This is a genomic window from uncultured Escherichia sp., assembly GCF_948475835.1.
Classification (GTDB): domain Bacteria; phylum Pseudomonadota; class Gammaproteobacteria; order Enterobacterales; family Enterobacteriaceae; genus ECMA0423.
In genome coordinates this window covers 1-12,392 of sequence record NZ_CAOLGM010000130.1, presented here as the reverse complement: position 1 = coordinate 12,392, position 12,392 = coordinate 1, and the positions used below count along the sequence as shown (strand labels likewise).

At 53.1% G+C, this 12,392-nt stretch carries 12 protein-coding genes and 1 pseudogene; 3 read left to right on the top strand and 10 right to left on the bottom strand.

Annotated features, from left to right (window positions below):
• Positions 1–323 (bottom strand): annotated as a pseudogene (locus tag QZF50_RS19705) (Xaa-Pro dipeptidase); the annotation flags it as partial.
• A 189-nt stretch (positions 324–512) separates the two neighbouring features.
• On the opposite strand from QZF50_RS19705, the gene fadB reads away from it, so the two are divergent.
• Together fadB and fadA are read left to right on the top strand one after the other, a co-directional pair.
• Positions 513–2,702 (top strand): fatty acid oxidation complex subunit alpha FadB, encoded by a 2,190-nt coding sequence (gene fadB, locus QZF50_RS19700; RefSeq protein ID WP_000965943.1) that lies wholly within the window; start codon positions 513–515, stop codon positions 2,700–2,702.
• Between the two features lie 9 nt (positions 2,703–2,711).
• Positions 2,712–3,875: an acetyl-CoA C-acyltransferase FadA gene (fadA, locus tag QZF50_RS19695; RefSeq protein WP_001470503.1), complete on the top strand. Its 1,164-nt coding sequence runs from the start codon at positions 2,712–2,714 to the stop codon at positions 3,873–3,875.
• Positions 3,876–4,066: 191 nt separating this feature from the next.
• Here the strand turns inward: fadA and fre are convergent, their stop codons facing one another.
• Entirely contained in the window at positions 4,067–4,768 is a 702-nt protein-coding gene (gene fre, locus QZF50_RS19690) for an NAD(P)H-flavin reductase (RefSeq protein ID WP_000209826.1), read from the bottom strand.
• Between the two features lie 45 nt (positions 4,769–4,813).
• Positions 4,814–6,307 (bottom strand): 4-hydroxy-3-polyprenylbenzoate decarboxylase, encoded by a 1,494-nt coding sequence (ubiD, locus tag QZF50_RS19685; RefSeq protein WP_000339796.1) that lies wholly within the window; start codon positions 6,305–6,307, stop codon positions 4,814–4,816.
• Between the two features lie 166 nt (positions 6,308–6,473).
• On the opposite strand from ubiD, the gene rfaH reads away from it, so the two are divergent.
• Positions 6,474–6,962 carry a transcription/translation regulatory transformer protein RfaH gene (gene rfaH, locus QZF50_RS19680; RefSeq protein ID WP_001192396.1) on the top strand — a complete coding sequence of 163 codons (489 nt, stop codon included), beginning with the start codon at positions 6,474–6,476 and terminating at the stop codon, positions 6,960–6,962.
• Here rfaH and tatD read toward each other — a convergent pair.
• The 7 genes from tatD to ubiE all read right to left on the bottom strand — a co-directional run.
• Positions 6,959–7,741: a 3'-5' ssDNA/RNA exonuclease TatD gene (tatD, locus tag QZF50_RS19675; protein WP_001296978.1), complete on the bottom strand. Its 783-nt coding sequence runs from the start codon at positions 7,739–7,741 to the stop codon at positions 6,959–6,961. The two genes, rfaH and tatD, sit on opposite strands and share 4 nt — an antisense overlap.
• Before the next feature lie 41 nt (positions 7,742–7,782).
• The gene (gene tatC, locus QZF50_RS19670) at positions 7,783–8,559 is read right to left on the bottom strand and encodes a Sec-independent protein translocase subunit TatC (RefSeq protein ID WP_000109943.1); all 777 of its coding nucleotides are present in this window, start codon (positions 8,557–8,559) and stop codon (positions 7,783–7,785) included.
• A gap of 2 nt (positions 8,560–8,561) precedes the next feature.
• Positions 8,562–9,077, bottom strand: coding sequence for a Sec-independent protein translocase protein TatB (gene tatB / locus QZF50_RS19665; RefSeq protein ID WP_000459594.1), 516 nt, complete (start codon positions 9,075–9,077; stop codon positions 8,562–8,564).
• 3 nt (positions 9,078–9,080) lie between these two features.
• Positions 9,081–9,350 carry a Sec-independent protein translocase subunit TatA gene (gene tatA / locus QZF50_RS19660; RefSeq protein ID WP_001295260.1) on the bottom strand — a complete coding sequence of 90 codons (270 nt, stop codon included), beginning with the start codon at positions 9,348–9,350 and terminating at the stop codon, positions 9,081–9,083.
• A gap of 78 nt (positions 9,351–9,428) precedes the next feature.
• Positions 9,429–11,069 carry a ubiquinone biosynthesis regulatory protein kinase UbiB gene (gene ubiB, locus QZF50_RS19655; protein ID WP_000187530.1) on the bottom strand — a complete coding sequence of 547 codons (1,641 nt, stop codon included), beginning with the start codon at positions 11,067–11,069 and terminating at the stop codon, positions 9,429–9,431.
• Positions 11,066–11,671, bottom strand: a complete 606-nt coding sequence (gene ubiJ / locus QZF50_RS19650; protein ID WP_001295259.1) for a ubiquinone biosynthesis protein UbiJ — start codon at positions 11,669–11,671, stop codon at positions 11,066–11,068. The genes ubiB and ubiJ overlap by 4 nt, the downstream gene beginning before the upstream one ends.
• 13 nt (positions 11,672–11,684) lie before the next feature.
• On the bottom strand, positions 11,685–12,392 hold a 708-nt coding region (gene ubiE / locus QZF50_RS19645), incomplete at its 5' end, for a bifunctional demethylmenaquinone methyltransferase/2-methoxy-6-polyprenyl-1,4-benzoquinol methylase UbiE (protein WP_290388959.1).

The window sequence follows — 12,392 nt, the reverse complement described above, 5'->3', positions numbered from 1 at the left end:
GCGATCACTTCCACGTATTCAGTCCAGAAAGAGGTCGGCAGCGGTTCGACGTTGTGCCAGTAATCAACCGGCAGATAGAACCACAGTTTCGGCTTGTTCACGCCATCCACCAGCAGCCAGCAGTTTGGCACCTGAGTTACCGGCACCCACGCTTTGAATTGCGGGTTCACTTTAAACGGATAGGGATGATCGTCGAGAAAAACGTTGAACAGTTCGCCGGAGTGAATAAGTAACGCATCCAGCTTGAAGCGCGCCAGCGCATCGCGAGTCCGTTCCTGTAAGGTAGCTATATGATTTTTATAGAGTGAGGCCAGTGATTCCATTTTTTACCCTTCTGTTTTTTTGACCTTAAGTCTCCGCATCTTAGCACATCGTTCATCCAGAGCGTGATTTCTGCCGAGCGTGATCAGATTGGCATTTCTTTAATCTTTTATTTGCATATTTTTAACACAAAATACACACTTCGACTCATCTGGTACGACCAGATCACCTTGCGGATTCAGGAGACTGACATGCTTTACAAAGGCGACACCCTGTACCTTGACTGGCTGGAAGATGGCATTGCCGAACTGGTATTTGATGCCCCAGGTTCAGTTAATAAACTCGACACTGCGACCGTCGCCAGCCTCGGCGAGGCCATCGGCGTGCTGGAACAGCAATCAGATCTAAAAGGGCTGCTGCTGCGTTCGAACAAAGCAGCCTTTATCGTCGGTGCTGATATCACCGAATTTTTGTCCCTGTTCCTCGTTCCTGAAGAACAGTTAAGTCAGTGGCTGCACTTTGCCAATAGCGTGTTTAATCGCCTGGAAGATCTGCCGGTGCCGACCATTGCTGCCGTCAACGGCTATGCGCTGGGCGGTGGCTGCGAATGCGTGCTGGCGACCGATTATCGTCTGGCGACGCCGGATCTGCGCATCGGTCTGCCGGAAACCAAACTGGGCATCATGCCGGGCTTTGGCGGTTCTGTACGTATGCCACGTATGCTGGGCGCTGACAGTGCGCTGGAAATCATTGCCGCCGGTAAAGATGTCGGCGCGGATCAGGCGCTGAAAATCGGTCTGGTGGATGGCGTAGTCAAAGCAGAAAAACTGGTTGAAGGCGCAAAGGCGGTTTTACGCCAGGCCATTAACGGCGACCTCGACTGGAAAGCAAAACGTCAGCCGAAGCTGGAACCACTAAAACTGAGCAAGATTGAAGCCACCATGAGCTTCACCATCGCTAAAGGGATGGTCGCACAAACAGCGGGGAAACATTATCCGGCCCCCATCACCGCAGTAAAAACCATTGAAGCTGCGGCCCGTTTTGGTCGTGAAGAAGCCTTAAACCTGGAAAACAAAAGTTTTGTCCCGCTGGCGCATACCAACGAAGCCCGCGCACTGGTCGGCATTTTCCTTAACGATCAATATGTAAAAGGCAAAGCGAAGAAACTCACCAAAGACGTTGAAACCCCGAAACAGGCCGCGGTGCTGGGTGCAGGCATTATGGGCGGCGGCATCGCTTACCAGTCTGCGTGGAAAGGCGTGCCGGTTGTCATGAAAGATATCAACGACAAGTCGTTAACCCTCGGCATGACCGAAGCCGCGAAACTGCTGAACAAGCAGCTTGAGCGCGGCAAGATCGATGGTCTGAAACTGGCTGGCGTGATCTCCACAATCCACCCAACGCTCGACTACGCCGGGTTTGACCGCGTGGATGTTGTGGTAGAAGCGGTTGTCGAAAACCCGAAAGTGAAAAAAGCCGTACTGGCAGAAACCGAACAAAAAGTACGCCCGGATACCGTGCTGGCGTCTAACACTTCAACCATTCCTATCAGCGAACTGGCCAACGCGCTGGAACGCCCGGAAAACTTCTGCGGAATGCACTTTTTTAACCCGGTACACCGGATGCCGTTGGTAGAAATTATTCGCGGCGAGAAAAGCTCCGACGAAACCATCGCGAAAGTTGTCGCCTGGGCGAGCAAGATGGGCAAGACGCCGATTGTGGTTAACGACTGCCCCGGCTTCTTTGTTAACCGCGTGCTGTTCCCGTATTTCGCCGGTTTCAGCCAGCTGCTGCGCGACGGCGCGGATTTCCGCAAGATCGACAAAGTGATGGAAAAACAGTTTGGCTGGCCTATGGGTCCGGCATATCTGCTGGATGTCGTGGGCATTGATACCGCGCATCACGCTCAGGCTGTCATGGCAGCAGGCTTCCCGCAGCGGATGCAGAAAGATTACCGCGATGCCATCGACGCGCTGTTTGATGCCAACCGCTTTGGTCAGAAGAACGGCCTCGGTTTCTGGCGTTATAAAGAAGACAGCAAAGGTAAGCCGAAGAAAGAAGAAGACGCCGCCGTTGAAGACCTGCTGGCAGAAGTGAGCCAGCCGAAGCGCGATTTCAGCGAAGAAGAGATTATCGCCCGCATGATGATCCCGATGGTCAACGAAGTGGTGCGCTGTCTGGAGGAAGGCATTATCGCCACTCCGGCGGAAGCGGATATGGCGCTGGTCTACGGCCTGGGCTTCCCTCCGTTCCACGGCGGCGCGTTCCGCTGGCTGGACACCCTCGGTAGCGCAAAATACCTCGATATGGCACAGCAATATCAGCACCTCGGCCCGCTGTATGAAGTGCCGGAAGGTCTGCGTAATAAAGCGCGTCATAACGAACCGTACTATCCTCCGGTTGAGCCAGCCCGTCCGGTTGGCGACCTGAAAACGGCTTAAGGAGTCACAATGGAACAGGTTGTCATTGTCGATGCAATTCGCACCCCGATGGGCCGTTCGAAGGGCGGTGCTTTTCGTAACGTGCGTGCAGAAGATCTCTCCGCTCCTTTAATGCGTAGCCTGCTGGCGCGTAACCCGGCGCTGGAAGCGGCGGCCCTCGACGATATTTACTGGGGTTGTGTGCAGCAGACGCTGGAGCAGGGTTTTAATATCGCCCGTAACGCGGCGCTGCTGGCAGAAGTACCACACTCTGTCCCGGCGGTTACCGTTAATCGCTTGTGTGGTTCATCCATGCAGGCACTGCATGACGCAGCACGAATGATCATGACTGGCGATGCGCAGGCATGTCTGGTTGGCGGCGTGGAGCATATGGGCCATGTGCCGATGAGTCACGGCGTCGATTTTCACCCCGGCCTGAGCCGCAATGTCGCCAAAGCGGCGGGCATGATGGGCTTAACGGCAGAAATGCTGGCGCGTATGCACGGTATCAGCCGTGAAATGCAGGATGCCTTTGCCGCGCGGTCACACGCCCGCGCCTGGGCCGCCACGCAGTCGGGCGCATTTAAAAATGAAATCATCCCGACCGGTGGTCACGATGCCGACGGCGTCCTGAAGCAGTTTAATTACGACGAAGTGATTCGCCCGGAAACCACCGTGGAAGCCCTCGCCACGCTGCGTCCGGCGTTTGATCCAGTAAACGGTACGGTAACGGCGGGCACATCTTCTGCACTTTCCGATGGCGCAGCTGCCATGCTGGTGATGAGTGAAAGCCGCGCCCATGAATTAGGTCTTAAGCCGCGCGCTCGTGTGCGTTCGATGGCGGTCGTTGGTTGTGACCCATCGATTATGGGTTACGGCCCGGTTCCGGCCTCGAAGCTGGCGCTGAAAAAAGCGGGGCTTTCTGCCAGCGATATCGGCGTGTTTGAGATGAACGAAGCCTTTGCCGCGCAGATCCTGCCGTGCATTAAAGATCTCGGGCTAATGGAGCAGATTGACGAGAAGATCAACCTCAATGGTGGTGCGATCGCGCTGGGTCATCCGCTGGGTTGTTCCGGTGCGCGTATCAGCACCACGCTGCTGAATCTGATGGAACACAAAGACGTTCAGTTTGGTCTGGCGACGATGTGTATCGGTCTGGGTCAGGGTATTGCGACGGTGTTTGAGCGGGTTTAACCACTTGCCGGATGCGGCGTGAACGCCTTATCCGGTCTACCGATCCGGCACCAATGTAGGCCTGATAAGACGCGCCAGTGTCGCATCAGGCATCGTGTGCCGAATGCCGGATGCGACATAGATCTAAATGCCACTGAATAAAGTTTTAGTTGCCGTTCTTCCCGCCTGTCAGGGGCGGGTTTTTTTATATCTCAGATAAATGCAAACGCATCGCCAAACAGGCGATCTTCCCGCGCATTACGCTCACTGCAAAACAGGTCACGGGCAATTTTCGCCATCTCAAAACGTCCGGCAATATAGATATCATGCTCTGCCAGCGTACCATGATCCTGCAATACCGCCGTTAACACGGTACCAGTACGCCCACGCCAGCCTGCTTCCGGTTGTTCAACCACCGGCACCACTTGCAGACCAGGGTGCTTTAACGAAAGCGCCTCAAGCTCGCAGAGATCATACAGATGCTGCTCTTCACGCCCGCCCCAGTAAATGGTGATATCACGGTTTGGGTTACGCGCCAACGCTGTCAGCAAAATCGAGCGGGCATAAGAGAACCCGGTGCCGCCCGCAATCAAAATCATCGGACGCTCTTCATCATCGCGCAGCCACGCTTCTCCGTGGGGAATATCGACCACGATTTGATGATCTTTGAGGATGCGGTCCATGACTGCTTTCGCGTAAAGGTTGATTTCAGAAGCGCCAATATGCAGCTCGATAAACCCTTTTTCATCCGGCGTCGAGGCCATTGAGAACGGACGTTTGTCGCGCTCATCCATCACTACCATCAAATACTGACCAGCACGAAAAGAAAAGGCCGCGTCTGGCACGATGCGGACACGATATACGGTATCCGTGATAGCTTCTACCGAGGTCACTTTACAGCTTAAGGTTGTCATGCGCTTTCTCTGTCGGATCGATAAATAGGGCAAAACAAACGCGCATCAGGCGCTTTTACCGTTGTTAAAAATAGCCAGTTCATCCCAGATGGCGTCAATATGCGCGACAACATCTGGATCTTTTTTGATGGGACGTCCCCATTCACGCTGGGTTTCCCCCGGCCATTTATTCGTGGCATCCAGCCCCATTTTTGAACCCAGCCCGGAGACAGGCGAGGCAAAATCCAGATAATCAATAGGCGTATTTTCTACCAGAACAGTATCCCGCGCCGGGTCCATACGGGTGGTAATCGCCCAAATCACATCGTTCCAGTCGCGTGCGTTGACGTCATCATCGCAAACGATCACAAATTTAGTGTACATAAACTGGCGTAAGAACGACCAGACGCCCATCATGACGCGCTTCGCGTGTCCGGCGTACTGTTTTTTGATTGTCACTACCGCCAGACGATAAGAACAGCCTTCCGGTGGCAGGTAAAAATCGACAATTTCCGGGAACTGTTTTTGCAGAATCGGCACAAACACTTCGTTCAACGCCACGCCCAGTACCGCGGGCTCATCTGGCGGACGCCCGGTATAGGTGGAATGGTAAATCGCATCTTCACGCTGGGTAATATGCGTCACGGTAAACACCGGGAAACTATCGACTTCATTATAGTAACCTGTGTGGTCACCATACGGCCCTTCCGGCGCCATCTCACCAGGATCGATATACCCTTCCAGCACAATCTCCGCACTGGCGGGCACTTCAAGATCATTGGAGATACACTTCACCACTTCGGTCTTGGTGCCACGTAGCAATCCGGCAAACGCATACTCTGAAAGCGTATCCGGAACGGGAGTGACTGCACCGAGAATCGTGGCGGGATCGGCACCCAGCGCCACAGAAACCGGGAAACGTTCGCCCGGATGCGCCGCACACCACTCCTGATAATCCAGCGCGCCGCCGCGATGCGACAGCCAGCGCATAATCAGTTTGTTTTTACCAATCAGCTGCTGGCGATAAATGCCCAGATTCTGCCGCTCTTTATGCGGGCCGCGCGTCACTGTCAGCCCCCAGGTAATCAGCGGCGCGGCATCTTCCGGCCAGCAGGTCATAATGGGAATGCGATTGAGATCGACGTCATCGCCAGAGACGATTTTTTGTTGGCAGGGCGCACCACGCAGCCGCTTTGTCGGCATGTTCAATACTTGCTTAAACTGCGGCAGTTTATCAAACAGGTCGCGGAAACCTTTTGGCGGCTCCGGCTCTTTCAGAAACGCCAATAATTTACCAACTTCACGTAGCGCCGAAACATCTTCCTGCCCCATGCCCATTGCCACGCGCTTTGGCGTACCGAACAGGTTGCACAGCACCGGCATTGAGTAGCCTTTAGGGTTTTCGAACAACAGCGCAGGCCCACCGGCACGCAAAGTGCGGTCAGCAATTTCAGTGATTTCCAGATGCGGATCCACCGGGAGCGTGATACGTTTTAGCTCACCCTGCTGTTCAAGCAGTGTCAGGAAGTCGCGTAAATCGTTATATTTCATGGCGTCCATTGTAGCCTCTTAATCTACGCCCATTATACGGCGTTCATCTTTGCGATGCTGTAAATTTGTTAAATTAGCGTGAACTCTGACGGTATAACGCAAACCGGGGAATATAATTAACTTAGCGTAAAGCTTTTGCTATCCTTGCGCCCCGATTAAACGGATAAGAGTCATTATGCAATCCTGGTATTTACTGTACTGCAAGCGCGGGCAACTTCAACGTGCCCAGGAACACCTCGAAAGACAGGCTGTGAATTGCCTGGCACCGATGATCACCCTGGAAAAAATCGTGCGTGGAAAACGTACTGCAGTCAGTGAGCCATTGTTTCCCAACTACCTGTTTGTCGAATTTGATCCAGAAGTGATTCATACCACGACTATCAACGCGACCCGCGGTGTCAGCCACTTCGTGCGCTTTGGCGCGTCGCCAGCGATAGTCCCATCGGCGGTGATTCATCAGCTATCGGTATATAAACCGAAAGACATTGTCGATCCGGCAACCCCTTATCCGGGTGATAAGGTGATTATTACCGAAGGCGCGTTCGAAGGCTTTCAGGCCATTTTCACCGAACCCGATGGTGAGGCTCGCTCCATGCTATTGCTTAATCTTATTAATAAAGAGATTAAGCACAGTGTGAAGAACACCGAGTTCCGCAAACTCTAAAACGCAATCCCAAACAGTGTTTTGACATTGGCATCCGTGGTGGCAGCCAGCCATGCGGCATCTTCTCCACGCCAGTGCGCAATACGTTGCAAAATATGGGGCAGATGGGCTGGCTCGTTGCGCCGGGATGATGGCTTTGGCGTGAGATCGCGCGGGAGCAGATACGGCGCATCAGTTTCGATCAGCAATTTCTCCGCCGGAATCAACGGCAACAATTCCCGCAGCTCCAGCCCGCGTCGTTCATCGCAAACCCAACCGGTAATGCCGATATAAATTCCACGCGCCACGCACGCCTGCATCTCTTCGCGTGTGCCGGTAAAGCAATGAAGAACCGCACCAGGCAGTTTATCCAGCCACGGCTCCAGCAATGTCATAAACCGCTCGTGGGCATCGCGACAGTGCATAAATACCGGCATGTTTAAATCTGCGGCAATGCGTAGCTGGGCAACAAAAGCGCGTTCCTGCTCTTCCGGCGTCGAAAAGTTGCGGTTAAAGTCGAGACCACATTCACCAATCGCCACCACTTCTGGCTGCGCGGCCAGCTCAATAATCGCTTCTTCAGTCGCAGCTTGCCACTGGCTGCTGTCGTGAGGATGTACGCCCGCCGTTGACCAACAGGACGAATACTGACGCGCCAGCTTTTGCGCCTGCTGGCTTTCACGCAGGTTAGTGCCGGTGATGAGTAGCCCATTAACTCCCGCGTCAAAAGCGCGCGCTACAACATCATCACGGTCTTTCGCAAATTGCGAACTGGTCAAATTAACGCCGATATCAAACATCCTGTACTCCATATGACAACCGCCCTGACGGGCGGTTGAATTTATTCTTCAGTTTTTTCGCTTTCTGCTTCAGCGTCGTTTTCCTCTTCCCGATTTCGCCCTTTACCAACGTAAAAGCGTGAGAAGAAGACACCGATTTCAAACAGACAGTACATCGGGATCGCCAACAGCGTTTGCGAGAAGACATCCGGCGGTGTCAGCAGCATCCCGACAACGAATGCACCAACCAGCACATACGGGCGTTTTTTGCGTAAGTCTTCTGGCGAGGTAATCCCCATCCAGCACAGCAGCACAATTGCCACAGGCACTTCAAAGGAGACACCAAACGCCATAAACAACGCCATAACGAAGCTTAAATAGCTGGCGATGTCGGTGGATACCTGTACCCCTTCCGGCGCGGTATTGGCAAGGAAGCCAAATGCCAGCGGAAAGACCACAAAGTAGGCGAACGCCATGCCGATATAAAACAGCAGCGAGCTGGAAACCAGCAGCGGCACCACCAGGCGACGTTCATGCTTATACAGCGCTGGGGCGATAAATGCCCACACCTGATAGAGAATCACCGGCGCTGACAGAATCAGCGACACCATAAAGGTCAGCTTGATCGGCGTAAAGAACGGCGAGGCCACGTCGGTGGCGATCATCGTTGAACCTTGCGGCAACTGCTTGATCAATGGCGCGGATACCAGGTGATAGATGTCATTGGCGAAATAGACCAGACACAGGAATATCACGATCACCGCGATAATGCAGTTCAGCAGACGCTTACGCAGCTCAATCAGATGCGTGATAAGCGGTTGAGTATCTTCTACAGACATGTTTACGGTTTATCACTCGACGAAGGGGAAGGTGCAGCGGTTTTCGGTTCAGCGTCCGCAGCAGGTTTTACCACCGGCTCTGGCGTGGTTTCTGGCTTCTGTTCCGGCGAACTGGCCTGCGTTTGTGCAGCGGCAGGCGTTACGCCCTCATGCGCAGCTTCATTATCTTTCACCACCGGGTTATGGATGGTGTGCGCTTCATCGCTCGCCTTTTCAGGATCGTTTGCAACGTAGGAACGCTTCATCGACTCCGCGGCCTGGCGTAGTTCATCCATCGACGCTTTCAGTTCGGGCGTCAGGTTAGTGAGGCTCGCCTTTTCAACCTTTTTCAGACTGTCCTGAAACTCCTGGAGTTTTAACTCCTGGGTCAGTTCGTTCTGCACCGTTGTCGCCAGTGAACGCAACGCGCGAATCCAGCCCGCTACCGTTTTTACCGCCACAGGCAGTCGTTGCGGCCCCAGAACGACGAGGCCGATGATGAACACCAATAGCAGTTCGCTAAAACCGATATCAAACACGGATTACACCTGCTCTTTATCGTGGCGCTTCGCGTCTTCTGTTTTAGCCTGTTCCTGATTCGTATCCGCCTGCTTATCGGCGATAGTTTTCGCAGTAAAATCAGCATCCTGACTGGTTTTATCCTGCTTTGGTTCATCATCGCTCATTGCTTTTTTAAAGCCTTTGATCGACGCACCAAGATCGGAACCGATGGAGCCGAGCTTTTTGGTGCCAAAAAGCAGTACAACGATGACGGCAATAATCAATAACTGCCAAATACTGATACCACCCATACATGTTCCTCTGTGGTAGATGATGATTAAACAAAGCCGCATTATACGTTACACGGCCCGCCTTGAGCGATGAAAAAATCAGCGTGTTTTGCGCCAACCGACAAACCAGGCGATCAGACCACCTGCCATTAACCAGCCGGGCATCAGCCCCCACTCAGGTCGGCTGACCAACAAGAATGTGCCACTTAATACTAACGTAGCGCCAATTCCGAGAAAATAACGCGATTGTCCCTGACGTACATGATTTGACTGAAGCTCGCGGGCAATCTTATCAACACTGTGCTGTAAATACTTGCCCTGGCGCAAACTGTCGTAAACCAATTCAGGCAGTTCTGGCATTTTTTCGACCCAGAACGGCGCTTTTTCTTTAAATGCTCTCACCAGCGCAGGAATACCGACCTGATCTTTAATCCACGACTCCAGGAAAGGCTTCGCTGTTTTCCATAAATCGAGCTGCGGATAAAGCTGGCGTCCTACCCCTTCGACATAGAGCAGGGTTTTCTGGAGTAACACCAGTTGCGGCTGCACTTCCATATTGAAGCGACGCGCCGTATTAAACAGATTTAACAGTACATGTCCAAACGAAATTTCGGCCAGCGGTTTCTCAAAGATAGGTTCACAGACCGTACGAATGGCAAATTCGAACTCTTCAACGTTGGTATCTGGTGGCACCCAGCCAGAATCGACGTGTAGCTCTGCCACTTTGCGATAGTCGCGATTAAAGAAGGCGATAAAGTTTTCTGCCAGATAGCGTTTATCTTCTTTGTTTAGCGAGCCAACAATCCCGCAATCAATGCCGATATATTTCGGGTTTTCCGGGTGTTCATAGCTTACGAAGATGTTGCCAGGGTGCATATCGGCATGGAAAAAGCTGTCGCGAAAGACCTGAGTGAAGAACACCTGCACGCCGCGTTCCGCCAGCAATTTCATGTTAGTGCCGTTTTTCTCCAGCGCCGCAACATCAGACACCGGAATGCCGTAAATGCGCTCCATCACCATCATCCCTTCACTACAATAGTCAGGGTAAACTTCCGGGATGTAGAGCATCGGGCTGTCTTCAAAATTGCGCCGAAGCTGAATGGCGTTGGCAGATTCCCGCAGCAAATTCAGTTCATCAATCAAGGTCTTTTCGTACTCGCGCACCACTTCGGTTGGGCGCAGACGGCGACCATCCGGCAGCAAACGCGGCACCCAGCGAGCCAGACGGTAGATAAGTTTCAGATCCGCTTTAATGACCGGCAAAATATCCGGGCGGATGACTTTAATCACCACCTCTTTACCATTCGATTTCAATCGCGCGGTATGAACCTGGGCGATAGAAGCAGAAGCCAGCGGCTTGATTTCAAAATCGTCAAACCACGCTTCTACCGGCAAGCCGCCCATTGCAGCTTCAATCTGCTGCTTCGCCAGCTTGCCATCAAACGGAGCAACTTTGTCCTGCAATAACGCCAGCTGATCGGCAATATGCGGTGGAAAAAGATCGCGGCGGGTTGATAACATTTGCCCGAACTTGATCCAAACCGGCCCCAGTTCTTGCAGGGCCAGTCGTAGTCGCTCACCTAAAAGTTTGTCTTTATGCCGATTTGGCATCCAGAATAATGAGTATCGCCATAGCCGTAGCGGCAGGGTGATACGCATTTTGGGGATCAGTTCATCAAGTCCGTAGCTTAAAAAAGTGCGAATGATGAAATATAGGCGCCGTACTTCACCTGGCGTCATTTAGCCTCCAGTTTTTCCAGCCGTTTGGTCAGGGCATCAACAGCACGCTCGACGGCAGCCGTCTCTTCCGCAAACCAGGCCACTTCAAGCGGACCGGGTGCCATACGCCACTCTTCAGTAATGGCTTCCGCCACATAACGTTGCTGGCGCTTAATGCCGTGATGCAGGAACTTTGCGCCTCCGCGCATGGCTTTGCTGATTCCTTCAGCGGCGATATCACCGGTATAAGGGGCCAGCAGTTCCGCAGGGTCGAACTCTGCCAGATCTGCCAGCGCAACGAAGTTTTGCACCACCTGAATATCGCCCTGCACTTCCAGCTCACCACTGCGAATCAGTGCGGTAAGCTGCTGGCGATCGCGAAGTTTCGGCAACACACTGGCGTAGGCGATAACGGTGCAGTCAGCATCGCCTGCCCATTCGCCCAGTACATCAACCTGGCGTTCGCTGAACACCAGAATCAATGACGTCGAAAAGCCTTTTACCTCCACGCGCAATACTTTACCCAGCAGACGCGAGCGGGCTGTTTTCAGCGCGGGTGAGCGATACAGGAAGGTGTTGAGCAGACTTTCAATTCCTGCCGTCACTAAAGGTTTAAAAGGCATTTCCGGTCTCCTGTCAGAACTTATAACCACGATGCAGCGCCACAACCCCTGCCGTCAGATTGTAGTAGTCGACACTTTCGAATCCGGCATCCTGCATCATGGCTTTCAGGGTATCCTGATCGGGATGCATACGGATGGATTCTGCCAGATAACGGTAGCTGTCGGCGTCGTTCGCGACCAGTGAGCCAATACGCGGCAGCACATGGAAGGAGTATGCATCATAGGCTTTGCTCAGCGGCTCGATAATTGGCTTCGAGAACTCAAGCACCAGCAGGCGGCCGCCGGGTTTCAGCACGCGATACATTGAACGCAGTGCTTTATCTTTGTCGGTGACGTTACGCAGACCAAACGAAATGGTGATGCAATCAAAGGTGTTATCCGGGAACGGCAGCGCCTCAGCGTTCGCCTGAACATACTCAACGTTGCCAATCACACCGATATTACGCAGCTTCTCGCGTCCCATTTTGAGCATGGATTCATTGATATCAGCAAGGACCACTTTGCCAGTTTCTCCGACCAGGCGGGAGAATTTCGCTGTCAGGTCGCCGGTGCCACCAGCCAGATCCAGCACGGTCTGCCCACGGCGTACGCCGCTGCAATCAATCGTGAATCGCTTCCACAAACGATGAATACCAAATGACATCAAATCATTCATGACATCGTATTTTGATGCCACGGAATGGAAAACGTGGGCGACCATATCCGCTTTTTGTTCCTTCGC